The following is a 26,206-nucleotide window of genomic DNA, read 5'->3' on the forward strand; positions in this document are numbered from 1 at the left end:
ACCGGAAGCGCGCGGCGAGCGGGCAAGTGCCTTACTCTTGGGCCCGACCGGGCTCGTCCCGCCGGGCGCGCTGGCCCCGCCGTCCGCGCTCGGCGACGTACAGGGTGTCGCCCGGAAGCGACTCGCGGGCGACCGGAATCGAGGGCTCGTCGTAGCCGAGCGTGGTGAACAGGAAGTCGGCGTCGGCGCGGCGGGCGACCTCCGCGGCGGGTCGGTGGAGTTCGACGGGGACGTTCAGGGCGTAGACGACGCCGGCGTCGGCGTAGGGGCCGAGGTCCGAGGCGTCGGCGCGGGCGAACACGTCGTCGCGGACGAAGGAGACGCCGTCGGGGACGGGAAAGTCGTGGACGTCGACGGCGACCACGTCGACCCCGCGGTCGGCGAGGGCGGCCGCCACCGAGGGCTCCCGACCGACGCCGACTTCGACCCCGCGGTCGTATCCCGACAACCGTGCGACGAGCGCGTCGCGCAGCGATTTTTTCACGTCGGGATATTTATGAAGCGTCCCCGCTTAATCCCTCGCATGCTCGTCGATATCGTGCCTATCGGGGATATTTCTGCGGCCGTCAAGCGGGAGGCATCCGCCGGACTCCGCTCCGTCTACGACTGCGACGTGACCGTGCACTCGAATCAGGCGATTCCCGAGGGCGCGTTCGACCGGAGCCGAAACCAGTACCGGGCCGAGCAGTTCATCGAACTGGCGAGTCGCATCGGCCGCGGCGAGAAGAACATCGGCATCACGGAGAAGGACCTCTACTACCGCCGCCGAAACTACGTCTTCGGCCTCGCGTACCTCAACGGCAACGGCTCCGTCATCTCCACCTACCGACTCCAGACCTCAACCGACGGCGGCATCACGAACAAGCCCGCCGACGAGGTGCTGTCCGACCGCGTGCGCAAGGAGGTCGTCCACGAGATCGGCCACACCCTCGGCCTCGAACACTGCGACAACAACAAGTGCGTCATGTCATTCTCGCCGACGGTCCGCGAGGTGGACGTGAAAGAGGAGAACCTCTGCGGCACCTGCAGTCGGCTCGTTCACTAGTTCTCTGAGTGCGAGCGCCGTCTCACCCTTTTTCTCGTCTCGGCACCTGTATTCAGGTATGAACTTCGTCGTTGCAGTAGACGGCTCTGCGGCCGCCGACAGAGCGCTCGACCACGCGCTCACGATGCTCGAACCGCTGGGTGCGACGGTCACCATCGTCCACGCAGTCGAACCGCAGGTCCTCGTCGAAGGCGGCGAGGAGCCCGTCACGGGGGTCGCCAGAACCGGCGACCGAATCGTCGCCGAGAGCCTCGAAGACGCGGAATCGCGCGCCGAACACGTCCTGCAAGCGGCCGCCGAGCACGCCGCCGACGCGGGCGTCGAAGCGACCACGGAACTCCTCTACGGCGACCCCGTCGAGGCGATTCCGACCTACGCCGACGAGGCGGACGCGGACGGCATCTTCGTCGGCCACCGCGGCCTCTCGAAGCGCTACGAGGGGCTGGTCGGGAGCGTCGCCAAGGAACTGGTCGAACGGGCGTCCTGCCCCGTCACCGTCGTCCGCTGAATGCGCCGACTCGACGGCCGCGACGGCGGCGGGCAACCCCTGCGAACCGCCCTCGCGCTCTCGCTCGTCACCGGCGAGCCGTTCGAGATGACGAACGTCCGCGGGAACCGCTCGACGCCCGGGCTGAAGGCCCAGCACGTCGCCTGCGTCTCGGTCGCGGCCGCCGTCTCGAACGCGGAGGTCGAGGGCGGAGACGTCGGGTCATCGAGGCTCCGGTTTTCGCCCGGTGACCTCCGAACCGACCCCGTCGAGGCGGCCGTCGGCACCGCCGGGAGCGCGACGCTCGTCTGTGAGACGGTGCTTCCGGCGGCCGTCGCCCTCGACGACCCGCTTTCGCTCGCCGTCACCGGCGGCACCGACGTTCGGTGGTCGCCGCCGGCGGACTACCTCCGGTACGTGAAGCGCCCGCTGTGTTCGGCGTTCGGCGTCGACTTCGGCGTCTCGGTGCCTCGCCGCGGCTTCTACCCGGCCGGCGGCGGCGCGCTCTCGCTCCGAATCGAACCGGCCGAGCCGACCCCGCTGGCGCTGTCCCGCCGCGCGGACCCCGACGAACTCCGGGTCTACTCGGTCGCGAGCGAGTCGCTCGCGGACGCCGCGGTGGCCGACCGACAGGTCGAAGGCGTCCGCGACGCGCTCGCCGAGGCCGGCGTCGAACTCCCCGTTCACGCCGCGGTCTCGTCGGTCGAAAGCGACTCGCCCGGGTCGGTCGTGGTCGTCGTCGCGCGGGGCGGAGAGGATGAGAGAGACGGCGACGGCTCCGGGTCGCTCGTCGCCGGCTTCGACGCCTACGGCGAGCGCGGCACGCCGGCCGAAGCAGTCGGGTCGCGAGCGGCCGCGTCGTTCCTCGACTGGTTCGGCGGCGACGCGCCCGTGGACCGCCACATGGCCGACCAACTGCTCGTCTGGGTCGCGCTCGCCGGGGGGCGCGTGCGGATTCCGGCCGTCACGGACCACGTGCGGACAAACCTCGACGTGATTCGGGCCTTCGGCTACGACGTGACGCTTCGAGCGGGCGACGACAGCGACGGTGATGGCGGCGCGGGGTCGGGCGCAGTCGTCGAGTCCGACGGCGGTCGGTGACGCCCGATTTCACGAAGCGACCGGCTCAGCTCAGGGCGCGTAGGTCCCGGTCAACTGCGTCTCGGCGATGACGTGTCCCGCGATGGCGCGCTTCAGGTCGGCCTTCGTCGCGCCCGCGTCGAGGTCCAACGGTGCATCGAGCGCGTACAGCAGGAAGCGGTAGGCGTGCTCGCCGTCCGGTGGGTTCGGGCCGCCGTAGCCCGGTTCGCCGTAGCTGTTGGTTCCCTCGACCGCGCCCGGCGGCGTCTCACCCGCCTCGATGGCGTCGGTCTCGGGGTCGATGTTCCAGACGAGCCAGTGGTCCCACACCTCGCCCGCGGGCTTCACCGCGTCGGGGTCGTCCATCACGAGCGCGAGCGAGACAGTTCCCGGGGGAACACCGCCGATTCGGAGCGGCGGGCTCTCGTTTTCGGTCGCGTAGCCGTGCGTGCGGGGTATCGGGCTTCCGTCGTCGAACGCCGGGCTCTGGAGGGTGAGCCCACGACGGCGCTCGCTCGAATCGCTCGATATCATACCGTCCCGTTAGGCGACCAGCGACAAAACGATTCGTTCGGGGAAACCGACGCGTCAGCGCCCGCGAACGACGCGAACGCCGATTCCGTCGGGGTCGGAGAGGACGAGCGAATCGGTCGTGGCGGCCGCGGCGGCCGCGTCAGTCGCGTCGGCCGCGTTACCGTCGTCGGACTCGGCCTCGTCGAACTCGTGGCCGCCGGCGACGAGCGACTCGCGGACCGCGTCGAGCGTCTCGGCGTCGGGGACGACGACTTCGAACCACTCGATGCCGCGACCCTCACCGACCGGGGCGCTCCGGTTGTTCCAACTGTTCAGGCCGACGTGGTGGTGGTACTCGCCGGCGGCGACGAACGACGCGTTGGGGTAACCCTCGTCGCGGACGCGCATGCCGAGCGCATCGACGTAGAAGTCCCGCGAACGGGGGACGTTCGTGACTTCGAGGTGGACGTGGCCGAGGTCGGTGCCGTCGGGCGCGCGGTCCCCGCCGTCGGCGTCGTCGGCGAGCGACCCGAGGTCCAGCGAGAGCGTGTCCATCGACACCCGGCGATCGCCGGTCCACGGCCACTCCTCGCGGGGGCGGTCGTGGTAGACCTCGACGCCGTTGCCCTCCGGGTCGCGGAAGTACAGCGCCTCGCTGACGAGGTGGTCGGACGCGCCGGAGAGGGTCGCGCCGGCGTCGCTGGCGCGGGTTCGGGCGCGGGAGAGCACGTCACCGAGCGCGCCCCGGTCGGGCACGCGAACCGCGAGGTGGAACAACCCGGCTTCGCGGCGGCCGCGCTCCGGGGCGTCGGGTGCTTCGTCGAGGACGACGACGGGGGTCTCACCGGCCGAGAGAACCGCCCGCGAGCCGTCGCGTTCGCGCTCGACGGCGAGGCCGACCACGTCGCGGTAGAACGGGACGACGCGGTCGAGCGAGCCGACGCGGAGCGCGACCCGACCGAGGTGGGTGTCGTCCGTGAGCGAGCCGTCGGATGGGGAATCGTTCGTCATACCTCCGTCTTCGAGCGTGGCCGTGAAAACGTCCGTAGTAACATCGGAGTCACTCGCTGCGCGGCGTGTAACCGGGAGTCAGTAGGTTCGAAAAAGGACCGAAGCGTGACGGAAACGCGAGCACCGAACGCCCGGGTGCCGAGTCGCTATTCGGCGTAGTAGTACTCGCCGGCGCGCTTCTGCTCGCGGTCGAGCTGCGAGTCGGGCTTGTTGATGCGCGGGCGCTGGGTGCGCTCGTCGCGGCGGAACGTGATGTCGAGGTCCGACAGGAAGTCGTTCATGCCGTCGCGCATCTCCTGCGGTTTCGAGGCGTGGCCCTCGATGGACGGCTCGCCGTCGAACACCATCAGGCGGTCCGCGAGCAGGTCCATCATGTAGATGTCGTGGTCGATGACCATGACCGTCGCGTCGTGGTTCTCGGCGTAGCGGCGGATGGCCGAGGTGGCCTGCACACGCTGTTCCACGTCGAGGTGGGCCGACGGCTCGTCGAGCAGGTAGAGGTCGGCGTCCTGCGAGAGGCACGCCGCGATGGCGACGCGCTGGCGCTCGCCACCGGAGAGGTCGGTGAGGTTGCGCTCCATGATACGGTTGAGCTGGAGCGGGTTCGCGATTTCGGTGTTCCAGTACGACGAGCCGAACTGGTCGGTGATGGACGAGAGGAACGCGTCGACCCGCATCGGCTGGTCGATTTCGATGTACTGCGGCTTGTACGAGATGTCGAGCGCGAAGTCGAGGTCGCCCACGTCGGGCGTCAGGTCGCCCGTAAAGAGCTGTGCGAGCGTCGACTTCCCGATACCGTTGGGGCCGACGATGCCGAGCACTTCGCCGTTGTAGATGGTGCCGGACTCCACGTCGAGCGAGAACTCGCCCTCGCCGTAGGACTTGGCGAGGTCGGGGTACTCGATGAGGGGTTCGGCCTTCGTCGTCTCGCGCGGCGCGTGCTCCTCGAAGGTGATGGCCTCCGGGCGGATGCGCATGTTCTCGTTCGAGAGGTACCCTTTCAGGTACTCGTTGATGCCGTTTCGGACCGACTTGGGGTCGGTGACGACACCGTACGCGCCGGGCTCACCGTAGGCGACGTGGAGCGTGTCGGCGAGCAGGTCGAGGATTGCGAGGTCGTGTTCGACCACGAGCACCGCGCGGTCTTCTTCCTCCGCGAGTTCGCGGATGAGCCGCGCGGCGGTGACGCGCTGGCCGATGTCGAGGTACGGCGAAATCTCGTCGAGGAAGTAGAAGTCGCGGTCGCGGGCGAGCGTCGCCGCGAGGGCGACCCGCTGGAGTTCGCCGCCGGAGAGCGTCTCGATGTCGTTGTCGACGACGGGACCGATGTCGAGGCGGTCGATGTAGGAGTCGAGCGCGCCGCGCTCGTCAGTCGCCTCCAAGAGGTCGCGGGCAGAACCGTCGAACTGCTTGGGAATCTGGTCGACGTACTGCGGCTTGCGCGCGATGGAAACCTCGCCGTCGCGGACCCGCTCGACGTAGTTCTGGAGTTCGGTCCCGCGGAAGCGGTCGAGGACGGACTCCCACGTCGGCTCCTCGTCGTAGTTGCCGAGGTTGGGGACCATCTCGCCCGCGAGGGCGCGGACGGCCGTGGTCTTCCCGATACCGTTCGGACCGAGGATACCCGTCACCGAGCCGGCTTCGGGGACCGGAAGCCCGTACAGCGAGAAAGCGTTCTCGCCGTAACGGTGGGTGGGGTCCTCGTCGAGTTCCGAGGGGAGGTTGATGATTTCGATTGCATCGAAGGGGCACTTCTCGACGCAGATGCCGCAGGTCTCGCCGAGGCAGATTTCCTCGGAGATGCGCACCTGGTCGGGACCGCCCTGTTCGGCGTCCTCGCCGCGGAGCGTGATGCACTCTTTGCCCGTCCGGTTCGGCGGACAGAAGTTCGAGCACTCGTAGCTACAGCGGTCGGGGGAACACCGGTCTAAGTCGACGACGGCGATACTATCGTCGGCCATCGTTAGAGCTGAACACCCGAAGTCAGCAGGATAGCGAACGTGATGAACCAGAGCGCGAAGGTCATGAACACCACGTAGATGTAGTCCTTCGCGCCGAACCCGTTGACGTCGACGCCGACGACGCGAAGCACCGGGAACTGGACGAGGACGAGCGCCCCGAGGATACCCACGGCCAACTGATTGGTCGCGGCCTCGGGAGTCGTCCCCACCACAACCCCGGAGAGCACCGCGGCGGCGATGCCGGCGAGGCAGGCGAGTGTCGTGACCGTCACTCCGCGAATATGACTGGAGAGTCCGGTCTGCGTTTCCGTGGCCATGTGTTCCCGTGCGATATCCGGCGTCAAAAGGCGTTCGTTCCTCCCGCCGCCGAGCGGATAAAGCGTTGTCGGCCGGTCGCAGGCCAACAAGGTTTATGCTGGTAGCGCGTTTCGATTCGTAACGATGGCTGGAACAGAAGAGGAGAGTCTCGACGACCTCCCACCGAGTGCGAAGCTTGTTTTCAAAGTGCTCGAATACAACGGTCCGCTCACCCAGAAAGGCATCGTCGAAGAGTCGATGCTCTCGGCGCGAACCGTTCGCTACGCGCTCGAACGACTGGAGGGAATCGGTATCGTCGACGAGGACGTCTACTTCGCCGACGCCCGACAGAACCTCTATCAGTTGACCGATCTCGCGCCGCAGCAGGCGCAGGCCAAAGCCGACGGCGGCAAAGAAAAGGCCTGCTGCGCCGAGTAATCAGAACCGCCGCGGAACCACCGCACGCTTCGCAGTCGGTGTCGGAAGAGACCAGTTGCGACGTGTCGACCCGGTCGAGCCTCGACCGACGAAAACGACGATTCGGCCGTTCTCCTAGGCCGGAACGACCGTAATCTGCTGTTTTCTATCGATTGCGTTCTCCAGTTCCTCAGCGATGGCGCTGCCGCGCGAGACCTGAATGTCGCCGCCGCGGCCGACCGTCGCCGTGAACAGGTACTCCCCGTCCGCGCGGACCTCGACCGTCTCGCCGACGTGGCCGTCCATCCGGACGATGACGTGCCGCGAGGTGACCTCGGGGGTCACGACGACGCCCTCGTCTGCCCCGCCGCCGGAGGCGGGCGCGGCGGACTGCCCGCCGGCGTTCGCGCCCGCGTGCTGTCCCGACGACGAGGGCTTCTCGTCGTGGGTCCGCACGTCGATGTCGATGCCGAGGCGGTCTTCCACGTCCGAGATGCGACCGCCGCCCTTCCCGATGACGTAGGAGATGTCGTCTTCCTCGACGTAGACGACCGCGCGGTTCTGGCCCTTGAGGTCGACGTCGACGTGGCCGCGGGCGATGGAGCGAATCTCGCGTTCGATCTCCTGTTTCGCCAGCCGGGAGACGCCGCTTTCCTTCTCTTCGCCGTCCTCGCCGAGCGGGACGGTGACGACCTGCCGGTTGAACGTGTAAATCTCGTACTTCGGCGTGCCGGTCTCGAAGTCCCGAATCTGGATGACCGGGCGGGCGAGGTCCTCCGCGAAGAGGCCCTCGGGGACCTTCACCTCGGTGCGCACGTCGTACACCGTGTGGACTTCGCCGTCTTCGATGTAGACGACGGTGTCGACGACCTGCGGAATCATGCCGAGTTCGACCCGACCGACGAGGCGCTGGAGCGCGTCGATGGCGCGGGTGGCGTGGACGACGCCGACCATGCCGACGCCCGCCAGACGCATGTCGGAGAACACCGAGAAGTCCTCGGTCTTTCTGACCTCGTCGTAGATGGTGTAGTCCGGGCGCACGAGGAGCAGGGAGTCGGCCGTCTTCGCCATGTCGCCGCCGAGGGCGGTGTACTGGGTGATGTCGGGGCCGACCTGCAGGTCGCGCGGCTTCTCCATCGTCTTGACCGCGTAGTCGCTGTCGTTGAGGAACTCGGCGACCGCCTGCGCGAACGTGGACTTCCCCGCGCCGGGCGACCCGGCGATGAGGACGCCGCGCTGGCGCTCGGCGAGTCGGTCGCGGAGTTCGTCGGCGAACTCGTAGTCGTCGAGTTCGGTCTTGACGATGGGGCGGACGGCGGTGATTTCGATGCCGTCGGCGAACGGCGGGCGGGCGACCGCGATGCGGTAGTCGCGGAACTGGACGATGTCCATGCCCGGTTCGGAGAGTTCGACGAAACCGTCGGTGGCGGCGCGGGCGGAGTTGATGATGTCGTCGGCCCACTCTTTCATCGTCGCCTCGTCGGTCGGTTCGTCGGCGATGGGCTGGTAGTGCATCTCGCCGACCGCGCCGCGTTTGGCCTTCGGACGGGTGTCGGTCTTGAGGTGGACCGACATCGTCTGGTCGTCGAAGAAGCGCTCGATGATGAGCCCGCCGGAGCCGCGGACCGCGGCCTCGACGTACTCGACCGAGACGCCCTTCGCCCGCGCCACTTCGGCCTGCACCACGTCGCTCGTCAGGAGCGTCGCCGACCGCTCGGTGGCGATGTCGCGGATGAGCGCGTCGATGTCGCCCTCGCCGGCGCCTTTCGTCTCGCCCGAACTCGGGCGACGGCCGACGTACTTGAGGTCGATGACGCCGTCGTCGGCGAACTCGGCGAGGCGCTGGAGTTCGGAGAGGCCCTCCCAGCCCGTGTCACGGCCGTCGTTGGCCTGCGATTCGAGTTCGCTGACGACCGCCTCGGGGACGAGTACGTCGGCACCCTCGTAGGTGCCGTCGTCGACTCGCTCGGACACGCGACCGTCGATGACCGCGCTCGTGTCCGGCACTATTTTCATGCGCGTGAGTTTGGGCGGGTGACGGATAAGGTTGTAGATAAAAGCGGTGACACCGCCGGCGGGGAGTCGGGTGGTACCGCGGCCCGCGTTCCGCGCCCCGCGTCCTGCGCCCTCGACTCAGTCGTCGCTCGGTGCGACGGGTCGCTCCCCGTCGACGACCTCGAACGACCCGACGAGACCGTCGAGGTCGGCCGCCTGCGACGACAGCACCTCGGTCTGGTCCGCGAGGTCGCCGATGGACGCGGACTGCTCGTGCGCCGTCTCCACGACGGTGCGCGACTGGCCGGCGGTCTCCTCGGAGATGTTCGCCACGTCGTCGACGCGGGCGGCGATGTCCGCCGCCGACTCGGCCTGCTGGTCGGTCGCGGCGCTCACCTCGGCCACGCTGGCGTCGATGTCCGTCACCATGTCCACGATGGTCTCGAACTCGCCGATGGCCTCGGTGACCGTCTCCAGGCTGTCGGCGACCTGCCGGTTCATCTCCCGCACGTCGGCGAGCGTCTCCTCGGAGTGCTCGGTGATGTCTGCGATGAGGCCGGACACCTCGTCGGCGGAGTCGCGGGTCTCCTCGGCGAGCGACTTGACCTCCTGTGCGACGACGCCGAAGCCGTCGCCCGCCTCGCCCGCGTGGGCGGCCTCGATGGCCGCGTTGATGGCGAGCAGGTCGGTCTGGGAGCCGACGTGGTCGATGAACGCCGCGATTTCGTCTATCTCCTCGATGCTCTCGGTGAGTTCGGCGACGGCGTCGGCGGTGCGGTCGATGCGGGCCTCCACCGTGTCTAACTCCTCCATCGCCTCGGTCGCCGCGTCGCGCCCGACTTCACCGCGCTCGGAGGCCGTCTCGGCGGTGGTGGCGACCTCGTCAGCGGAGGCGGCTATCTCCTCGACGGTCGCAGAGAGCGTGTTGAGTTCGTCGGAGACGGTCTGGAGGTGTTCCGTCTGGGCCCCCGCGCCGTCGGAGATTTCGGTGACCGAGGCGGCGACTTCCTCGCTGGCGGCGTCGGCCCGGCGGACGTGCTCGCGGGCGGTCGAACTCATCTGTGACACCTCCTGTGCGAACGACTGCACCTCACCGATGGTCGACGAGAGCGTGTGGACGAGGTCGTTGTAGGTCGCCGCGACCTCCGCGTACCGCTCGTCGTCGACGCCCCAGTCGTCGGTGTCGATAGTGGCGGTGAGGTCGCCCGCCTGCGCCCGCGAGGTCGCCTCGGCGAACGCCTCCACGAGGTGCTGGAGGTTGCGCGTGTAGTCCGCGAGGTCGCGCTGCATCCGGTCGAGCGCGTCGCCGAACTCGCCCGGTAAGTCCTCGTCGAGCGCGGGGTCGTCGAACCGCTGGTCGGCGAGCGCACCCGCCTGCGAGGCGACGACGCAGAGGTGGTCGTGCATCGCGCCGAAGTCGTCGGCGAGGCGGGCCACCTCGTCGTCCCCGCTCACGTCCGGGGGCCGGGCCGACAGGTCGCCCGCCGCGACGCCCGCGGCCGCCGACGAGATGGACTCGATGGGCGAGACGATGTCTTTTCGCGTGATGATAATCGTGTTGACGAACGCGAGTCCAGCACCGAACAGGAGGACGGCTGAGAGTTCGAGTCGGAGCGCGCCGGTCGCGACCCACGGGAGCGCGGCCTGCGCGAGCGAGACCGCGAACTGGATTGCGACGGCGGCGACGACCTTTCTCTCGACCGAATCCGAGATTCCGAGCGCGTCCATGCTTCCCCAGAGCAACCGTTCGTACGTCGAGACGAGTCGCATACTCGGACGTGCGGGGAACGCACAATAAGCCGGGTCGTGCATTCTCGGATTTTGATAACGGCGTCCGACCGCGGGGTGGCGCGAGGTGACAGCCGACCGCATCGCGGCGGACCTGCGCGCGGACTGCCGGACGCCACACGCTTTTGAGGCGACCCCCCGACGGGCCGGCATGGACGAACTCCGCGACCTCACGGAGACGCTCGTGTCGGTGCCGAGCCACGAGGACGAGACCGCCGTCGGCGACCGCATCGAATCGTGGCTCCGCGAGGAGACCGACGCCGACGTGACCAGAGACGACGCGGGGAACGTCGTCGCACGCGTCAACCCCGGCGTCGGCGAGTCGCTCGCGCTCGTCGGCCACCACGACGTGGTCCCGCCGGCCGACCGGCAGACGACCGAAAGCGGCGACTACGTGGTCGAGACCCTCGACGGCCGACTCTACGGCCGCGGGGCGGCGGACATGAAAGGGGCCGTCGCCGCGTCGATGCTCGCCTTCCGCGACGCGGCCGCAGACGCCGATTCGGAGGTCGTCTTCGTCTCGTTCGTCGGCGAGGAAATCGGTGGAGAGGGCGTCCGCGCGGCCCTCGACGACGGCTTCGAGCTCGACTACGCCGTCGTCGCCGAGGGCTCGACGGACTACACCGGCCCGGACCGGACGGACGTGGTCGTCGCCCACCGAGGGCGCCGGGCGAGCACCCTCGTCGCGACGGGGACCGCCTGCCACGCCAGCGAACCCGAGCGCGGCGAGAACGCCGTCTACCGCGCGACCGACGCCGTGGACGTGGTCCGCGGCCTCTCGGTGCCGGACGCCGAGGTCCTCGGACACCATGTCTCGGGGAGCATCGCCGTCACCGAAATCGACGGCGGGAGCGCGTGGAACGTCATCCCCGACCGCTGCGACGTGACCATCGACGAGCGGACCGTCCCCGGTGGCTTCGCCGACCTCGCGCTGACGGAGAACATCGAGGGCGTCGAGTGGGTCGTCGAACAGGACCTCCCGCCGATGGCGTGCGACGACGCCGACTTCGCAGAGCACGTCCTCGACGTCGCTCGGTCGGTCCACGAGGCCCGCGGCGATGCGGCCCCAGAGCAGACGACGAAACCCCACGCGACCGACGCCGGATGGTTGGCGCAGGCGGGCACGACCTGCGTCGTCTACGGCCCCTCGGAGCCCGGCGAGGCGCACACGAAAGACGAGAGCGTGTCGCTCGACGTGCTGGCGCGGTGTTACGAGACGTATCGCGCGCTCGTGGACGGCTGGTGAGAGCGGCCAAAACAGCCGGCGGCGACTCCCGAACACCCCGCCAGCGATGACGCCCGGAACTCCACCGGGCGGGACTGAAAGGGGCCGCGAGCGAGGGCGAACCCCGGCGGCGTGAGCACCGCAGGCCGGAGGCCGAGGAGCGCGCGTCGCCGCGGGAGTCGTCGCTCGCGGGGGCTTTCGCGGTGTCGTCGTTCGCGGCTGTTGCGTTGTCGATTGCGACGTCGTCGGCGTCGGCCGTCGCGTCGGCGGGGAATGAGCGACCGGGTACAACCGTATATCAGAAGCCCACCACGAATAACCGGCTCCTGCGATTTAATACGCCTCCGAGACCACCGTACGTACCATGGCACAGTCCTCCGCGGAATCCGACTCGGAGTCGGCGTACGACCGACTCCTCCAGAAGTACAAGCGAATCGCCAACGTCGAGAACGCCGGCGGTATCCTCTCGTGGGACCAGCAGGTCATGATGCCCGACGAGGGGACGCCCGCGCGCTCCCAGCAGATGTCCGCGCTCTCCGCGTTGAGCCACGAACTCCTGACCGACGACGAGTTCGGCGACCTCCTCGACGCGGCCGAGGCCGACGACCCGACCGACGAGCAGGCCGACGTGCTGCGCGAACTCCGCCGCGACTACGAGCGGGCGGCCCGCGTGCCGAACGACCTCGTCGAGAAGATTTCCGCGGCGTCGTCGGAGGCCATCCCGGCGTGGAAGCAGGCGAAGGCCGAAGACGACTTCGAGAAATTCGCGCCGCATCTGGAGAAGCACGTCGAACTGAAGCGGCAGTACGCCGAGCACATCGACCCCGACCGCGACCCCTACGAGGTGCTGTTCGAGGACTACGAGCCGTGTCTCCCGCTCGAACAGGCCGAGGAGATTCTCGCCGAGGTGCGCGAGGTGCTCGTCCCGATGATAGAGGACATCCGCGAGTCCGACACCGACCTCGCGGTGGACGCCTTCGAGGGCGAGTTCCCCGAGGACGACCAGGAGGCGCTCGTCCGCGACGCGCTCACGACGCTCGGCTACCCGTGGGAGCGCGGCCGCCTCGACACCGCCCCGCACCCGTTCTCGTCGGGCACGCAGTTCGACGCCCGCGTGACGACCCGCTACGACGACTCCGACGTGCTCGGGTCGCTGTTCTCGACCGTCCACGAGTTCGGCCACGCGCTGTACACGCTCGGCCTGCCGGACGAGCACTACGCGACGCCGCTCGGCGAGAACCGCAACCTGTCGGTCCACGAGTCGCAGTCGCGGCTCTGGGAGAACCACGTCGGGCGCTCGCGCGCCTTCTGGCAGCACTTCCTGCCCACGCTCGAAGACCGGTTCCCCGAGGTCGACGCGACGGTCGAGGAGGCCTACGAGGCCGCCAATCAGGTGTACGACGACAACCTCATCCGCGTCGAGGCGGACGAACTGACCTACCACCTGCACATCGTCATCCGGTTCGAACTCGAACGCGACCTCATCGCCGGCGACCTCGCCGTCGAGGACGTGCCCGAGGCGTGGAACGACAAGTACGAGGAGTACCTCGGCATCCGGCCGGACACCGACTCCGAGGGCTGTCTGCAGGACATCCACTGGGCGTACGGCAACTTCGGCTACTTCCCGACGTACTCGCTCGGCTCCATCATGGCCGCCCAACTGTTTTCGGCCGCCGAGGCGGACATCGACGACCTCGACGGGAAACTGGCCGACGGCGAGTTCGGCGACCTCCGCGAGTGGCTCCGCGAGAACATCCACCAACACGGCCGACGCTACGAGACCAACGACCTCGTGAAGCAAGCCACCGGCGAAGACTTCGCCGCCGACGCGTTCCTCGACTACGTCGAGTCGAAATACGGGGCGTTATACGACCTGTAAGCGAGGCTGAAATTCCGCCGCAGTCCCCCGATTTTCGACCGCTCGGAGTCGTCGCAGGAACTAAATAGGGGTATGCCATATCATACCACGTATGGCCTCAGCACCCAGTGATGACTTGTTCGACCAGTTCTTGACCGACCGCGGTCACGAGACAGAACCGGTACGCTGGGACCGATCCTATAACAAGCTGCAGTGTCCCGACTGTGGGGCCTTGCACGACATGGGCGCGGCGACCTGCTCCGTCTGCGGGTGGGTGCCGGAGGCCTGACGCGTCCGAACTGACCAAGCCACAAGCACCTGTTCTCGACGGTTTTCCACCCGCACGGTGAGCCGTCCGCGAACGCCCGGCGAGTACACCTACTCCGGGCGCGTTCGCCCTCGTCCGAAGCACGTCGCTTATCACCGATAAGGCCGTGAACGTGCACAATGAGCGAATCCGACGTGACCGTCACCCGGCTGTTCGGCGGCCCGGGAAGCGGGAAGACCACGGCCTTGCTCGACAAGGTCGAGGAGATTCTCGAACAAGACGGCGTCACCATCCGCGACATTCTCGTTGTCTCTTACACCCGAGCCGCGGCGGCCGAGGTCCGCGACCGGCTCGCTGAGCGACTCGACATCAACCCGCGGTCGCTGAAGGGGAACGTCTCGACGATGCACGCGAAGGCGTACGAACTGCTGAGCCTCTCGCGGAACGACGTGGTCGGCGAGAGCGACAAACAGGAGTTCTGCGAGGACTACGGCATCGAGTTCGAAGACGAGTACGGCGGCGCGGGCCGTCGAACCGCCCGCTCGACCACCATCGGGAACAAGGTCATCGCCACGAGCCAGTGGCTCCAGCGCACCCGCCGCGACGTGTCCGACTGGTACGACGTGCCGTTCCAGTGGAACGTCGAGGAGGTCCGCCTCCCACCGGAAGTCGACCCGAACGCGCAGGAAGGAAACAAGTACACGCCGACGTGGCCGTCCGACGACGACCGCATCGACATCCCCGAGGCCATCCGCGCGTGGCGCGCCTACAAGGGCGAAAACGGGCTCGTCGGATTCGCTGACATGCTCGAACGCGTCAAGCAGCGCGCGCTCGTCCCCAACGTCGACTACCTCGTCATCGACGAGTTCCAGGACATCACGACCCTCCAGTACGACGTGTACGAGGAGTGGAAGCCCCACATGCGGGGCGTCCTCATCGCCGGCGACGACGACCAGGTCGTCTACGCGTGGCAGGGCGCGGACCCGAACCTCCTCCTCGACGCCGAACGCGACAACGACGAGATTCTGCCGAACTCCTACCGGCTCCCGTCGAACGTCCTCAACGTCGTCAACCGGGAGATTCGCCACATCGACAAGCGACAGGAGAAGGACCTCAAGCCGCGCAAGGAAGGCGGCGCGGTCGAGGCCGTCGAGAGCCCGTCGATGCTCGAACTCGCCCGGAACGTCCGCTACACCGTCGAGAAAGACGAGGGTACCGTGATGGTGCTGTTCCGCGCGCGCTACCAGATGTTCCAGTTCATCGACGAGTTCCTCCCGTCGGGCATCCCCTTCTCGACGCTGACCGACCAGCGCATGTGGACCGACCGGCTCACGCAGTACGTCCGCGCGGTCGAGGCGCTGGACGCCGAAGAGCCCGTCGACGGGCTGGAGGCGCGCCGCCTCGCCGACATGCTGCAGGACTCCGCGTTCGGCACGAACGACCGCGACGACCTCTTCGACGCCATCGACGACAGACAGGAGGAAGCCGGCGTCGACGACATCACGAACATCGAGTTCACGCCGAAGGAGATCAAGAACTTCGCGCCGTTCGCCCCCGACAGTTCGTCCGCGAGCGACATGGTGCGCAAGGTGACGAGCTTCCAGCGCAAGTCCATCAACGCGTACTTCGGCGGCGACTACGAGGGGATGGACCCCAGTCGCGTCCGCGTCGGCACCATCCACTCCGCGAAGGGTCGCGAGGCCGACCACGTGTTCATGGCGACCGACCTGACCGAGAAGGTCGTCGAGCAGATGGCCGCCTCCGTCTCCGACGAGGAGCTCGAAGCCCGCGGCATCGAGGAGTTCACCGCGACGACGAGCCCCGTCCCGCTCATCACCGACAACGAGCGCCGCGTCTTCTACGTCGGGATGTCCCGCGCCCGCGAGCGACTCATCGTCCTCGAAAACCTCGTCACCGGCGCGCCGACGCTCCCCATCAGCGTCCTCCTCCACAACGAGATTCGCGAGGACCCCGCGCAGGAACTCGTCGACGACGCGCAGGAACCGCCCGCGCCCGAACCCGAGGCGTAACGACCCGTGCGGGGAGGTCCGCGCGGCGGCGACGCCATCGACGCCGCCGTCGACGAGCGAGACGCCGTCGGCTTCGTCGCCGTCCCCCGCGGCCCCGACCCGACGAGTCGCTACCTCACGGGCCGCGACTTCGACTGCGACCTCGTGTTCGTCCGCGTCGCCGGCGAGACGCATCTCCGAGTCCCCTCGACAGTCGAACCACCGTCGCTCCCGGTCGCCTCGGTCCGCGTCGACGACAGGCCGCCGGGGAAGGCCGCCGCGGCCGTCCTCGCGGAACACGCCGCTTCCGAAGGGTCCGTCCTCGCGCCGCGGACGATTCCGCACGACGCCGCGCTCCACCTCGAATCGGCGGGCTACGACCTCGCGTCGACCACGGCGGTCGCAGACGCCCGCGCGGTGAAAGACGACGCCGAGCGCGACGCCATCGAGGCCGTCCAGCGCGCGGCGACCCGGGGCGTCGGGCGCGCCGCCGCGATACTGTCGGCGGCGACGGTCGAGGAAGCCGACGACGGCGACAGCGGCGACAGCGACGACGACGCCGACGGCGAATCCGTCCTCTACTGGGGCGACGCGCCGCTGTCCACCGAGCGACTCCGCCGACAGGCGAACGCGACGCTCGCGGCCGAGGGCGTCGATGCCGCGGGTGCGACGGCGATTCGCGCGGGAACCCGAGGCGACGGGGGCGAACCGGTCGAACTCCGGCCGGGCGAACCGATAGTCGTCTCGGTCGGCCCGCGCGGGCCGGCGGGCTACCGCGGCGCGCTGGCTCGCACCTTCGTCGTCGACCCCGACGGCGGGTGGGAGCGCCGGGCGCACGTCGCCTGCGACGCCGCCAGAAAGGTCAGTCTGGTCGAAGCGGACCCCGGCGACGACGCCGGCTTCCTCGGAAGCGAACTCCGGGCGGAGACCGCCGCGTTCGGCTTCTCGATGGCGGACGAGGTGACGAGAGACGTGGGCGGCGGCATCGGCCTCGCGGCCCGCGAAGACCCGCCGCTCGACGGCGACCGAGAACTCGTCGCTGGCAACGTCCTCCGGGTCCGCTCCGCGGTCACGCACGCGGACCACGGGCGAGTGGAACTGACCGACGTGCTGGTCGTCGGCGAGGACGGGCCGCGACTGCTCGGCGACGCGCCGACCGGTCTCGACCCGAGTCGCTGGTAGTTATTCTTCTTCGTCCGGCTCTTTCGCGACGCCGCCGATGACTTTCTCGGCCGCGAGCGAGGGGATGTCCTGCGGCATGGTGAGGAACTTCGGGAGCGCGACCATGAGCACCGCGAGAAGGAGCATCGCGCCGCCGAAGACGGTCCGCCCGTCGCCGAGGAGCGTGAGTCCGAAGACGCCGACGGGGATGGCGAAGATGAGGGTCGCACCGAGACCGACCATCTCCAGGATTCCGAGTCGCATCGCCCGTGGCTACACCACGAGCGAGTAAAAGCGTCGCGACCGACAAGCGGGCGCGAGTCGCGGTCGCCCGCTCGCCGGAAGCCACCGACCCGTCGATTCGACCGACAGTCACGCGGGGTAGCATTAAGCCGCCTCCGAATCGACTGCCCGCATGGCCGCCGTCACGTCCGGGATGCTCGTCGTCTTCGCCCTCGTCGTCGTCACGATGGCGCTGTTCGTGACTGAGGCGGCCCCGCCGGACGTGACGGCAATCGGCGTCATCGTCGCGCTCGTCGTCCTCGAACCGTGGACGCGGGTCGACCTCCAGACGGGGCTGTCGGGGTTTTCGAGCGCCGCGACGATTACCATCCTCTCGATGTACGCCCTCAGCGAGGGGGTTCGACAGACCGGCGCGATTCGCGTCCTCGGTGACGCGGTCGCCTCGTTTACGAACGGGAGCGAGAGCCGACTGCTCGGGGCGGTCGTCGGACTCACCGGCCCCATCGCGGGCGTCGTCAACAACACGCCGGTCGTCGCGGTGTTCATTCCGATGGTTTCCGACCTCGCGGACCAGGCGAACGTCTCGCCGTCGAAGCTCCTCATTCCCCTCTCGTACGCCTCGATGCTCGGCGGCACGCTCACGCTCGTCGGGACGGCGACGAACCTCGTCGCCAGCGAGGCCTACGCCGAGGCCACCGGACTGCCGCCGTTTTCGATGTTCACGTTCACGCCGCTCGGGGCGGTCGTGTTCGTCGTCGGCGCGGGCTACCTCTTGACGGTCGCGCCGCGGCTCCTCCCCGAGCGAATCGAACCCGGGAACCGAACCGGGAACTACGGCGTCGAGCCGTTTCTCGCCCGCGTGCTGGTTCCCGCGCGGTCGCCGCTCGTCGGCATCCCCGCGGGCGAGGTCTCGGACGACACCTACCGCGACCTCAACGTGGACATCCTCGACGTGCTCCGCGGCGGCGAACACTTTATCGCGGCCGACTCCGACCGCGAGGTGGCCGCCCGCGACATCCTGACCATCCGAGGCGACCCGGCGACGATTCGGCGCTTCTGCGACCTCGCGGACCTGCGGTTCCTCCCGCGGGCGTCGGTCACCGACGCCGAACTCGACCGCCCCGACCGCGTGGCGCTCGTCGAACTCGTCGTCCCCCGCGAGTCCGGCCTCGTCGGCGAGACCATCGGCGGCGCGCGACTCCGCGAGCGGTACGACGCGACCGTGCTCGCGGTCCGCCGGCGCGGCGGCGACCTCATCCGCGAGCACTTCCGGGACGTGGACCTCCGCGCCGGCGACTCGCTGCTCCTCCAGACGACGAACGAGACGGCCCGGTACCTCCGCGACAGCGGCGACTTCATCGTGACGAGCGAGGTCGCAGACGAGTTCATCGAGGACAACGGCGGGCTGTCGCCCACGGCGTTCCGTGCGTTCGCCATCGTCGCGGCGGTCATCGGACTGGCCGCGCTCGGCGTCGTCCCAATCGCCATCGCCGCGCTCGGCGGCGTCGCCGCGATGGTCTCGCTCGGCTGTCTGTCCGCGAGCGACGCCTACGACGCGGTGAGTTGGAACGTCATCTTCCTCCTCGCGGGCGTCATCCCGCTCGGCCGGGCGCTCCAACTGACCGGCGGCGTCGCGCTCCTCTCGGACCTCGTCGGCGTTGCAGCGGTGTACCTCCCGGTCGTCGCCGTGGTCGCCGCGTTCTACCTGCTCACGGGGCTGTTGGCGAACGTCATCACGCCGGTCGCGAGCGTCGTCCTCCTGTTGCCGGTCGCCATCGACACCGCGTTCGGCCTCGGCGCCGACCCCTTCGCCTTCGCTCTCGCGGTCACCTTCGGCGGGAGCACGGCGTTCATGACGCCCATCGGCTACCAGACGAACCTGATGGTGTACGGCCCGGGCGGCTACCGCTTTACCGACTACCTCCGCGTCGGCGCGCCGCTCCAACTCCTGCTCACGGTCGTCACGACGGCCGGTATCGCCCTCATCTGGGGCGTGTGAGCGTCATTCGGCCTGCCGCTCTTTCGCCGGTCGCCGCTGTCCCGACTCGGCGTGGACGCTGTCCTCGCCGTTCGACGGGTCGTAGGCCGCCGGTCCCGAGGGGAGCGTCTCGGGGTCGTCGACGCTCAGGCCCGTGGTGACGAGCAGACGGAGGCCGCGGCGGACCGGCATGTCGAGTTCGCGAATCTCCTCGGGCGAGACCATGATGAGCGCCCCGGCGGTCGGGTTCGGACTGTTCGGGACGAACACGGTAAACAGGTCGTCGTCGGACACCGCCGACACCGACGGCGGTGCCTCGTTGGTGACGAAACCGACGGAGAACAGGCCCTCCCGCGGGTACTCGACCAACACCACGCGGTCGTAGCCGGCGGTCGGTTCGGTGAGCGACTCCGACACCTGCCGGACGCCGAAGTAGATGGTGCGGACGAGCGGCAGGAGCCGAACGCCGCGCTCGAAGCTCCCGAAGAGCCGCTGGCCGAGACTTATCGACGCGAGGTAGCCGAGAAGCGAGATGGCCACGGCGATGATGAGCGCCGACAGCACCTGCGAGATGAACACGATGTCGCCGGAGTAGTTGAGCGCCCCGGCGAGGAAGGGCGTCACCTCACGGACGACCGGACGAAGCGCGGCGGTGATGCGATTGAACGCGAACTGGAGGACGAACACGGTCACGGCCAGCGGGGTCACGAGAATGAGACCGGTGACGAAACTGCTCCGCAGTCGGGCCAGAACGTCCATACCGACTCTCCGGACGACGACGGTAAAATTGTATGGGCGAGAGTGTCACGAAAACGTGATGAAAAACGGAAACGATAGGCATTAAGTTCGCCCGTCCGAAGCGCGGGTATGTTCACGGGAATCGTGGAGGGGCCGGGCGAAATCGTCGACGTGACCGACACCGACGGTGGTCGCCGCCTCCGCATCCGCACCGACCTCGCGTTCGACGACCTCCACCACGGCCAGTCAATCGCGGTCTCGGGTGTCTGTCTGACCGTCGAGGCGTTCGGCGACGACTGGTTCGAGGTGTTCCTCGCGGCCGAGACCGTCGAGAAGACCTACCTCGGCGACGTGGTCGAAGGCGACCGCGTCAACCTCGAACGCGCCCTCGCGGCCGACGACCGCTTCGACGGCCACATCGTCCAAGGCCACGTCGACGGCACGACGACGGTCACGAACGTCGAGCGTGTCGGCGACGACTGGTTCTTCGAGTTCGACCTCCCCGAGTCGCTGGCGAAGTACGTCGTCCAGAAGGGCTCGGTCTGTCTCGACGGCATCAGCCTCACCGTGGCGGACCGCCGCGAGGACTCCTTCGCCGTGGCCATCATCCCGACGACCTACGACCTGACGACGCTCTCGGAGAAGGCGGTCGGCGACCCGATTCACGTTGAGGTCGACGTGGTGGCGAAGTACGTCGAAGCGATGCTCGACGGCTACGCCGAGCAGTTGGTCGCCGAGTAACAGAGGACGCCGGGGTTCGTCCCGGTTCGCTTTTCTGCCGTCGCCGACTCAGTCTTCGAACTCGGTCTGCTCCGAGCTGAACGACGCCGCGCTCGGACCGGGCGCGTGGGCGCTGTGGTAGGCCTGACTGTAGCGGCGGAGCTTCCCGATGAGGTAGAGTCCGAAGACGCCGTCGTAGATGATGACGTAGACGAGGAAGGCCGCGAGGCCGCCGAGACCGGTTATCCCCGCGATGACAGACGAGCCGAGGCCGACCGTCGAGTTGTACGTCGCGTGGACGAGCGCCGCGAGGATGAGACCCTTGACGACGATGGGGCCGGCGTTCTCCTTGTTGAACTTGGCGAGGCCGAGGTAGTAGCCGGCGATGGCCGAGTAGATGACGTGACCCGGCCCGGCGAGCGCCCGAACCGCGGTAATCGTCCCGCCGGCGGCGATGATTCCGACGCCACCAGACCCGACGTCGAGTCCCGACGAGGTGAGGTTACGGGTGATGTACAGGGCGTTTTCGATGGTGGCGAAGCCGAGGCCGGCCATCGCGCCGTAGACGGCCCCGTCGATGACGGCGTTGAAACTGTCGTGGGAGTAGGCGTACAGCCTGACCGCGAGGAGCTTGACGGTCTCTTCGACCGGACCGACGACGAGGAAGTAGAACACGATACTGCCGAGGAAGCCGATAGACAGCTGGAACTCGGCCGCGATAGTCTGGCCGACGTTGCTCAGAAGCGAGTTGAGAATCGCGGCGAAGGTGGCCGTGAGGACACCGAGGAGGAACGTCACCACGAGCATCGACAGCGGCTCGTTTTGGGTCACGTCGGAGTAGTAGACGTAGCCGGCGAGCGCGAGCGCCGGGAGCGCCGAGAGCAGCGTGAGTGCGCCGACCTGCGGGTCGGTGAGCGCCGAGAGACCACCGATACCGACGAGGATGAGCAGCGCGGCGAGGACGACCACCGCGCGGGTCGACGCGACCAGCACCCGGTAGAGCGCCACCGCGAGCCCGTCAACCGAGGTTCGTTCCTCCCACGTGGCGATGTCGTAGAGGTCGTCCGAGCCGTCGGACGCCTGTTCGACTGGGTCCTGCTGGTCCATCACGTGGCATAAAGGGTATCGCATCTGGTAATAGCTTCGGCCACGGCATCCCACGATTGGCCGACCCAGCGACTGGCTGACCGGCCTAGCGACCGACGGCCGACCGTACGAGGTTAATGCCTCCGCTCCGAAGGGCGGGTATGCACTTCGACCCCCGCGAACAGGCGGCGCTCCGCGAGGTCGGCCTCGACACCGACGACCTCCGGGCCGCGTCGGACCTCGTGAGCGACGCAGTCGAATCGGACGCAGACGCCATCGCCGCGTTCTTCGGCGACGGCGACACCGTCTACTCCGACATGGAGATGGCCCACAGCGCGAGCGACGTGCAGGAACACGCCGTCGACCACGTCGACCTCTACACCCACGGCGCGGACCTCCGCGGCTACCTCAAGTTCGACTCGTGGGGCGTCCCCATCGAGGGCGGCCGCGTGCTCTCGGACGAAAAAGTCGAACTCACGCTCGGCCCGACGGTCGACGCTCGCGTCACCTTCGCCCGCGACGCCGACGACCTATGAGGGTCCGCGTCCGCGGCATCTACGCCACCGCGCTCACGAGCGTCTTCCTCGACGACGGCCACGACGTGGTGCAGGCGTCCGGCCCGATTCGCGAACGGTTCGACGCCGAGTTCGACTCCCTAGACCACGACGTGTCGGTCGAGACGACCCGGAACCGACAGGGCGTCGGCGCGACCGGCACGCCCGAGGCGGTCGCAACGGCCACCGAGCGACTCACCGACCTCGGCATCGACACCTTCGCGTGGGACGACCCCGCGCCGACCGGCGCGGTGTTCGACGCCCGCGTGACCGAAACCCTCGGCGGCGGCGCGGTCTGCGACCTCGGCGAGACCGAGGGCTACCTCTCGTACGGCGACATCGACGGCCGCGTGGAAGTCGGCGACGAGGTCCGCGTGCAGGTCGCCGAGTCGGCCCCGCCGTGGGCCTCCCGCCGCGCCGAACTGACCGGCGACATCCGCGCCGTCGCGGGGCTGGCGACCCTCGAACCGGATTCGGAGGGCGTCCGCGTCGACACCCGCGACGAGGCCGCCGCCCGCGAACTGGCGGGCATGACGGACCTCCTCGGCGGCGACCCACCCGAGGGCTGGGGCATCCGCTGGCACCGTGACGCCGTCGATGCCGACATGAGCGCCCTGAACGACGCGCTCGACCGGGCGGCGGAGGTGGCCGCGGAACTCGACGACGCGCTCTCCGAACCCGTCGACGCCCCGCGGCCGGTCGCCGCACCCACCGCGACGACGTGGGTCTGGTTCGGCCGCGAGACGCGCTTCGAACTCGACGCCCAGCGCCGGGCCGTCGAGACGACGATGCCCGGCCACCACCGGACGAAGGCCGCCTCACCGAAGGCCTCCGCCGGCGTCGACCTCGCGGAGGCGCTCTGCGAGTCGGTCGGCGACGGCGAGTTCCCCTTCGACGTGGTGACCGCGCAGTTCGGCCCGCTCGAAGGCGACGACGTGGAAATCGGCCACGGGAAGCCCGACGGCCGACTCATCACGCTCGGCTCCGGCGAGGTGACAGAGCACGACGCCGAGGGGACAGTCGAACTCCGTCGCGGCATGACCGGCGGCGGCACCTACGACGCCCTCGGTGTCGATCGCGAGTCCGGCGACGTTGCGGTCACGAAGTTCCGCGAAGGACGCTGGTGGTACCCGACGGTGTACCGCGACGCCGACGGCGGTGTCAAGGGGACCTACGTCAACATCTGTACGCCCGTCGAGTGCTTCCCCGACCAGATACGATATATCGACCTCCACGTGGACGTGGTGAAACACGCCGACGGGACGGTCGAACGGGTCGACGACGACGAACTCGACGAGGCCGTCGAGGCCGGCCACATCTCGGAAGCACTAGCCGAGAAGGCGCGGTCGGTGGCGTCGAGTCTGGAGTCGGCGCTGTCGGGGTAGGCGTCGCAACTCCGGAAGACGGTCAGTCGTCGTTGCCGGGGAGGACTCAGACGTCGTGGTGGCGGGAGTCGTCGAAAATACGTACTGAGAACCGTGGAACAGGGTGCGAGTGTTGGAGGGAACCGTACGGCTACGACCGGAGGGAGTAGCCGCCTTTTTTGGTCCAGATTTTTTGGCGGGGTTCGAGGCAACGAAGTTGCCGAGGACCCCGTGAAAAAAGGTGGTTAGAAGTGACCCGGTCCCTCGTCGCCGTACTGCAGTTCGCCACCGCGGCCGCCCTCGACGGTGCTGCTGCCGTGGTCGCCGGAACTGGGGACCTTGACCTGCACGTCGGTAATCTCGTCGAACGTCATGATGAGGTCCGACTGGATGTTCTGGGCGGTGATGTTCGAGATGCCGCACCCGGCGCACGCGCCCCCGAGTTCGACGACGACTTCCCCCGATTCCGCATCGGCCTTGCGCACGACGCTGTTGCCGCCGTGCATCTGGATAATCGGCATCTGACCGACCATCCACGTCTCGACGCGCTCTTTGAGGCTCTCCGACTCGTCGCTCATACCCCGACGCTTCGAACCCCACGGATTAGAATGAAACGGTTCTCCCAACGCGCCGGCCGGCGAGAGAAAGGCTGTCTCGGTCGTTCGTGATAGATTCGACGCGAGAGCGACGCGAGTCGGCGAGTCGCCGACCAGACGAACCGATGAGCCGTCGCTTCGGTCGGGGAGCCGGCCCACTAGAGTCGTTCGCCCTCAGTCGCGCCGCCCGCGACGGCGGGCCAGCCAACCGGCGACGCCGAGCGCCGCCGCGCCGACGCCGAGTCCGAAACCCGGCGCGTCGGTCGCCGAAGTTGACGTCGTAGATTCGGTGTCGGACGCGGGCGGAGTCGCGTCGTCCCCGGTCGGCGTCGGCGTGTTGACGAGGGAGTCGGTGGTCGTCTCCGCCCCGAGCGTCGGCGGGTCGCGCTGGTCGCCGGCGTGGTCGGGGAACGTGTAGAGCGCGGGCGACACGTCGCCGACACCCCAACTCGACGCGACGAAGACGCCCTCGTCGGCGAAGGGGTAGGCGTACTGCGCGGTCCAGAAACTCGCACGCTCGGGGTCGCGCCACCACGCGAGTTCGACGGGGTCGGTCGGGTCCGACACGTCGTGGCGCTTGACGCCGCCGCGGTACCACGAGGTGTAGAGCCTGTCGTCGCGGAAGTCGAAGTTGTGCGCCGTGGTCCAGACGCCGCCGACCGTCGGGTCCGGGCTGGCCGGCGGGTCGATGGTCGAGAGCCTCCTCGGGGTCGCCGGGTCCGAGACGTCCCAGAGTTCGACGCCGCTCGGCCCGCCGACGAGTCCGGTCGTCTCGTCGTCGCGGTCGACCTCGACGGCCCACGACTCGATACCGACGCCGAGGAGGTCACCGGAGTCGTCGGTGGCGACGTAGTGGTGGTTACCGGGCGGCGTCCGCCCCTCGCGGCGGCGACCGCGGGCGGTCAGCCCCGACAGCGCTTCGGGGTCGCCGGGCGAGACAGACCCGAGGACCGACGGCGACGCGGGGTCCGAGAGGTCGACGAGCCACGTGCCGGCGTCCCAGAGTGCGACGTGCGCGACGCCCTCGCGGACCCACACGTCGTGGACGGACCGGACCGAGGCGGGCACGTCGGCCCAGCGGTCGTCGGCGTCAACGACCGACCAGCGGCCGAGTTCGTCGCCGGTGTCGGTGTCGAGGACGACGAGCGGGTTCCGGTCGCCGTCGTTGGCGGTGAGGTACGCCCGGCCGTCGGCGGCGAAGCAGTTGTGGATGGGAAAGTCCGTCTCGTGGAAGGCGATTTCCTCGGGGGTCGCGGGGTCGGACACGTCGACGACGAGGACGCCCGCCGGCGCGCCCGGAATCGGGTTGGCCGGGCCGACGACGAGGAGCGTGTCCCCGTCGAGTTTCGCGTCGTAGAGGCCGCGGAGGGGGCCGTCTTCGCGGTCGGAAAGCGGGTCGCGGCGCTCGGCGATGAGTTCCGGGCGGTCGGGCGCGGAGATATCGACGACGGCGTAGCCGCTGGTCGCGGCGACGAAGACGGTCTCGCCGTCGGCCGAGACGACGGCCTCTTTCGCACCGTCGATGTCGATGCGGCCGAGCGGTTCGAAGGGACCCGGATGGGCGGTTGCGGGACGGGAACCGGCGGCGGAAGCGGTCGAGGCGGCGACCGCGCTCGCGCCGACGGTGCGGAGGAACTGGCGGCGGTCCACGGTGAACCTGCGGGTGCCGAGGAGAAAAATCGGACGGAGGGCGGAGACCGAGAGGATGAGAATGGGCGCGCGGGAGACCGCTCAGTCTGCACTGGGTTGCGTGAGAACTGAAGCGACGCCGGTGGGGTTGGGTGGGTGGGTGGGTGTGGGATACCCCGCCGG

The 26,206-nt window shown here is 68.7% G+C and carries 25 protein-coding genes; 13 read left to right on the forward strand and 12 right to left on the reverse strand.

Annotated features, from left to right (window positions below; genetic code table 11):
• Window positions 1–31: 31 nt before the first annotated feature.
• Window positions 32–484 (reverse strand): UPF0146 family protein, encoded by a 453-nt coding sequence (locus tag AUR65_RS19285; RefSeq protein ID WP_058568706.1) that lies wholly within the window; start codon window positions 482–484, stop codon window positions 32–34.
• A 39-nt stretch (window positions 485–523) separates the two neighbouring features.
• Here AUR65_RS19285 and AUR65_RS19290 point away from each other — a divergent pair, with 39 nt between their 5' ends.
• Genes AUR65_RS19290 through rtcA form a run of 3 tightly spaced genes read left to right on the forward strand, consistent with a single transcriptional unit; the run spans window position 524 to window position 2,633 of the window.
• Window positions 524–1,045 carry an archaemetzincin family Zn-dependent metalloprotease gene (locus tag AUR65_RS19290; RefSeq protein WP_004969113.1) on the forward strand — a complete coding sequence of 174 codons (522 nt, stop codon included), beginning with the start codon at window positions 524–526 and terminating at the stop codon, window positions 1,043–1,045.
• A 58-nt stretch (window positions 1,046–1,103) separates the two neighbouring features.
• On the forward strand, window positions 1,104–1,553 hold the full coding sequence (locus AUR65_RS19295) for a universal stress protein (protein WP_058568707.1): 450 nt from the start codon (window positions 1,104–1,106) through the stop codon (window positions 1,551–1,553).
• A complete protein-coding gene (rtcA, locus tag AUR65_RS19300; RefSeq protein WP_058568708.1) occupies window positions 1,554–2,633 on the forward strand; it encodes an RNA 3'-terminal phosphate cyclase in 1,080 nt (359 codons plus the stop codon). It begins immediately after the preceding gene.
• Window positions 2,634–2,663: 30 nt separating this feature from the next.
• Here rtcA and AUR65_RS19305 read toward each other — a convergent pair whose 3' ends face one another.
• The 4 genes from AUR65_RS19305 to AUR65_RS19320 form a co-directional block, all read right to left on the reverse strand.
• Complete coding sequence (locus AUR65_RS19305) at window positions 2,664–3,146, reverse strand: YbhB/YbcL family Raf kinase inhibitor-like protein (RefSeq protein WP_058568709.1); 483 nt, start codon at window positions 3,144–3,146, stop codon at window positions 2,664–2,666.
• A gap of 54 nt (window positions 3,147–3,200) precedes the next feature.
• A complete protein-coding gene (locus AUR65_RS19310) occupies window positions 3,201–4,136 on the reverse strand; it encodes a VOC family protein (protein WP_058568710.1) in 936 nt (311 codons plus the stop codon).
• Between the two features lie 146 nt (window positions 4,137–4,282).
• The gene (locus AUR65_RS19315) at window positions 4,283–6,097 is read right to left on the reverse strand and encodes a ribosome biogenesis/translation initiation ATPase RLI (protein WP_058568711.1); all 1,815 of its coding nucleotides are present in this window, start codon (window positions 6,095–6,097) and stop codon (window positions 4,283–4,285) included.
• Window positions 6,098–6,099: 2 nt separating this feature from the next.
• Window positions 6,100–6,414 (reverse strand): EMC6-like membrane protein, encoded by a 315-nt coding sequence (locus tag AUR65_RS19320; RefSeq protein WP_058568712.1) that lies wholly within the window; start codon window positions 6,412–6,414, stop codon window positions 6,100–6,102.
• Window positions 6,415–6,538: 124 nt separating this feature from the next.
• Between AUR65_RS19320 and AUR65_RS19325 the strand changes: the two genes are divergently transcribed.
• Complete coding sequence (locus tag AUR65_RS19325) at window positions 6,539–6,832, forward strand: MarR family transcriptional regulator (protein ID WP_004044502.1); 294 nt, start codon at window positions 6,539–6,541, stop codon at window positions 6,830–6,832.
• Window positions 6,833–6,946: 114 nt separating this feature from the next.
• Here AUR65_RS19325 and AUR65_RS19330 read toward each other — a convergent pair whose 3' ends face one another.
• Both AUR65_RS19330 and AUR65_RS19335 read right to left on the reverse strand, forming a co-directional pair.
• On the reverse strand, window positions 6,947–8,827 hold the full coding sequence (locus AUR65_RS19330; protein ID WP_058568713.1) for a PINc/VapC family ATPase: 1,881 nt from the start codon (window positions 8,825–8,827) through the stop codon (window positions 6,947–6,949).
• Window positions 8,828–8,944: 117 nt separating this feature from the next.
• The gene (locus AUR65_RS19335) at window positions 8,945–10,576 is read right to left on the reverse strand and encodes a methyl-accepting chemotaxis protein (protein WP_058568714.1); all 1,632 of its coding nucleotides are present in this window, start codon (window positions 10,574–10,576) and stop codon (window positions 8,945–8,947) included.
• A gap of 169 nt (window positions 10,577–10,745) precedes the next feature.
• Here AUR65_RS19335 and AUR65_RS19340 point away from each other — a divergent pair, with 169 nt between their 5' ends.
• The 5 genes from AUR65_RS19340 to AUR65_RS19355 all read left to right on the forward strand — a co-directional run bounded on the left by AUR65_RS19340 (window position 10,746) and on the right by AUR65_RS19355 (window position 17,136).
• Window positions 10,746–11,840, forward strand: coding sequence for a M20 family metallopeptidase (locus AUR65_RS19340; RefSeq protein ID WP_058568715.1), 1,095 nt, complete (start codon window positions 10,746–10,748; stop codon window positions 11,838–11,840).
• Between the two features lie 343 nt (window positions 11,841–12,183).
• Window positions 12,184–13,698 (forward strand): carboxypeptidase M32, encoded by a 1,515-nt coding sequence (locus AUR65_RS19345; RefSeq protein ID WP_058568716.1) that lies wholly within the window; start codon window positions 12,184–12,186, stop codon window positions 13,696–13,698.
• A gap of 91 nt (window positions 13,699–13,789) precedes the next feature.
• Complete coding sequence (locus AUR65_RS20520) at window positions 13,790–13,966, forward strand: HVO_0416 family zinc finger protein (protein WP_004973500.1); 177 nt, start codon at window positions 13,790–13,792, stop codon at window positions 13,964–13,966.
• Window positions 13,967–14,124: 158 nt separating this feature from the next.
• Window positions 14,125–15,975 (forward strand): UvrD-helicase domain-containing protein, encoded by a 1,851-nt coding sequence (locus AUR65_RS19350; protein WP_058568717.1) that lies wholly within the window; start codon window positions 14,125–14,127, stop codon window positions 15,973–15,975.
• 6 nt (window positions 15,976–15,981) lie between these two features.
• Window positions 15,982–17,136: a M24 family metallopeptidase gene (locus AUR65_RS19355; protein WP_058568718.1), complete on the forward strand. Its 1,155-nt coding sequence runs from the start codon at window positions 15,982–15,984 to the stop codon at window positions 17,134–17,136.
• On the opposite strand, the gene AUR65_RS19360 is transcribed toward AUR65_RS19355, so the two are convergent.
• A complete protein-coding gene (locus AUR65_RS19360; protein WP_058568719.1) occupies window positions 17,137–17,379 on the reverse strand; it encodes a DUF7533 family protein in 243 nt (80 codons plus the stop codon).
• Between the two features lie 151 nt (window positions 17,380–17,530).
• On the opposite strand from AUR65_RS19360, the gene AUR65_RS19365 reads away from it, so the two are divergent.
• Window positions 17,531–19,357 (forward strand): SLC13 family permease, encoded by a 1,827-nt coding sequence (locus AUR65_RS19365; RefSeq protein ID WP_058568720.1) that lies wholly within the window; start codon window positions 17,531–17,533, stop codon window positions 19,355–19,357.
• 3 nt (window positions 19,358–19,360) lie between these two features.
• On the opposite strand, the gene AUR65_RS19370 is transcribed toward AUR65_RS19365, so the two are convergent.
• Window positions 19,361–20,095 (reverse strand): DUF502 domain-containing protein, encoded by a 735-nt coding sequence (locus AUR65_RS19370; protein WP_058568721.1) that lies wholly within the window; start codon window positions 20,093–20,095, stop codon window positions 19,361–19,363.
• 108 nt (window positions 20,096–20,203) lie between these two features.
• Between AUR65_RS19370 and AUR65_RS19375 the strand changes: the two genes are divergently transcribed.
• The gene (locus AUR65_RS19375) at window positions 20,204–20,815 is read left to right on the forward strand and encodes a riboflavin synthase (RefSeq protein WP_058568722.1); all 612 of its coding nucleotides are present in this window, start codon (window positions 20,204–20,206) and stop codon (window positions 20,813–20,815) included.
• Between the two features lie 48 nt (window positions 20,816–20,863).
• Here AUR65_RS19375 and AUR65_RS19380 read toward each other — a convergent pair whose 3' ends face one another.
• Window positions 20,864–21,901: a PrsW family intramembrane metalloprotease gene (locus AUR65_RS19380; protein ID WP_058568723.1), complete on the reverse strand. Its 1,038-nt coding sequence runs from the start codon at window positions 21,899–21,901 to the stop codon at window positions 20,864–20,866.
• Between the two features lie 140 nt (window positions 21,902–22,041).
• Here AUR65_RS19380 and AUR65_RS19385 point away from each other — a divergent pair, with 140 nt between their 5' ends.
• Together AUR65_RS19385 and AUR65_RS19390 are read left to right on the forward strand one after the other, a co-directional pair.
• Window positions 22,042–22,416 (forward strand): DUF7532 family protein, encoded by a 375-nt coding sequence (locus AUR65_RS19385; RefSeq protein WP_058568724.1) that lies wholly within the window; start codon window positions 22,042–22,044, stop codon window positions 22,414–22,416.
• On the forward strand, window positions 22,413–23,819 hold the full coding sequence (locus tag AUR65_RS19390; protein WP_058568725.1) for a DUF402 domain-containing protein: 1,407 nt from the start codon (window positions 22,413–22,415) through the stop codon (window positions 23,817–23,819). The genes AUR65_RS19385 and AUR65_RS19390 overlap by 4 nt, the downstream gene beginning before the upstream one ends.
• 224 nt (window positions 23,820–24,043) lie before the next feature.
• Here the strand turns inward: AUR65_RS19390 and AUR65_RS20400 are convergent, their stop codons facing one another.
• Window positions 24,044–24,376, reverse strand: a complete 333-nt coding sequence (locus AUR65_RS20400; protein WP_004058105.1) for a NifU family protein — start codon at window positions 24,374–24,376, stop codon at window positions 24,044–24,046.
• Between the two features lie 192 nt (window positions 24,377–24,568).
• Window positions 24,569–26,044 carry an LVIVD repeat-containing protein gene (locus AUR65_RS19395; RefSeq protein WP_058568726.1) on the reverse strand — a complete coding sequence of 492 codons (1,476 nt, stop codon included), beginning with the start codon at window positions 26,042–26,044 and terminating at the stop codon, window positions 24,569–24,571.
• Window positions 26,045–26,206: the final 162 nt, after the last annotated feature.

This window comes from Haloferax marisrubri, assembly GCF_001469875.2.
GTDB lineage: Archaea > Halobacteriota > Halobacteria > Halobacteriales > Haloferacaceae > Haloferax > Haloferax marisrubri.

Coding starts and splice junctions, on each gene's coding strand:
- AUR65_RS19290 (WP_004969113.1), top strand. CDS start 524: ATGCTCGTCGATATCGTGCCTATCGGGGATATTTCTGCGGCCGTCAAG.
- AUR65_RS19295 (WP_058568707.1), top strand. CDS start 1,104: ATGAACTTCGTCGTTGCAGTAGACGGCTCTGCGGCCGCCGACAGAGCG.
- rtcA (WP_058568708.1), top strand. CDS start 1,554: ATGCGCCGACTCGACGGCCGCGACGGCGGCGGGCAACCCCTGCGAACC.
- AUR65_RS19305 (WP_058568709.1), bottom strand. CDS start 3,146: ATGATATCGAGCGATTCGAGCGAGCGCCGTCGTGGGCTCACCCTCCAG.
- AUR65_RS19310 (WP_058568710.1), bottom strand. CDS start 4,136: ATGACGAACGATTCCCCATCCGACGGCTCGCTCACGGACGACACCCAC.
- AUR65_RS19315 (WP_058568711.1), bottom strand. CDS start 6,097: ATGGCCGACGATAGTATCGCCGTCGTCGACTTAGACCGGTGTTCCCCC.
- AUR65_RS19320 (WP_058568712.1), bottom strand. CDS start 6,414: ATGGCCACGGAAACGCAGACCGGACTCTCCAGTCATATTCGCGGAGTG.
- AUR65_RS19325 (WP_004044502.1), top strand. CDS start 6,539: ATGGCTGGAACAGAAGAGGAGAGTCTCGACGACCTCCCACCGAGTGCG.
- AUR65_RS19330 (WP_058568713.1), bottom strand. CDS start 8,827: ATGAAAATAGTGCCGGACACGAGCGCGGTCATCGACGGTCGCGTGTCC.
- AUR65_RS19335 (WP_058568714.1), bottom strand. CDS start 10,576: ATGCGACTCGTCTCGACGTACGAACGGTTGCTCTGGGGAAGCATGGAC.
- AUR65_RS19340 (WP_058568715.1), top strand. CDS start 10,746: ATGGACGAACTCCGCGACCTCACGGAGACGCTCGTGTCGGTGCCGAGC.
- AUR65_RS19345 (WP_058568716.1), top strand. CDS start 12,184: ATGGCACAGTCCTCCGCGGAATCCGACTCGGAGTCGGCGTACGACCGA.
- AUR65_RS20520 (WP_004973500.1), top strand. CDS start 13,790: ATGGCCTCAGCACCCAGTGATGACTTGTTCGACCAGTTCTTGACCGAC.
- AUR65_RS19350 (WP_058568717.1), top strand. CDS start 14,125: ATGAGCGAATCCGACGTGACCGTCACCCGGCTGTTCGGCGGCCCGGGA.
- AUR65_RS19360 (WP_058568719.1), bottom strand. CDS start 17,379: ATGCGACTCGGAATCCTGGAGATGGTCGGTCTCGGTGCGACCCTCATC.
- AUR65_RS19365 (WP_058568720.1), top strand. CDS start 17,531: ATGGCCGCCGTCACGTCCGGGATGCTCGTCGTCTTCGCCCTCGTCGTC.
- AUR65_RS19370 (WP_058568721.1), bottom strand. CDS start 20,095: ATGGACGTTCTGGCCCGACTGCGGAGCAGTTTCGTCACCGGTCTCATT.
- AUR65_RS19375 (WP_058568722.1), top strand. CDS start 20,204: ATGTTCACGGGAATCGTGGAGGGGCCGGGCGAAATCGTCGACGTGACC.
- AUR65_RS19380 (WP_058568723.1), bottom strand. CDS start 21,901: ATGGACCAGCAGGACCCAGTCGAACAGGCGTCCGACGGCTCGGACGAC.
- AUR65_RS19385 (WP_058568724.1), top strand. CDS start 22,042: ATGCACTTCGACCCCCGCGAACAGGCGGCGCTCCGCGAGGTCGGCCTC.
- AUR65_RS19390 (WP_058568725.1), top strand. CDS start 22,413: ATGAGGGTCCGCGTCCGCGGCATCTACGCCACCGCGCTCACGAGCGTC.
- AUR65_RS20400 (WP_004058105.1), bottom strand. CDS start 24,376: ATGAGCGACGAGTCGGAGAGCCTCAAAGAGCGCGTCGAGACGTGGATG.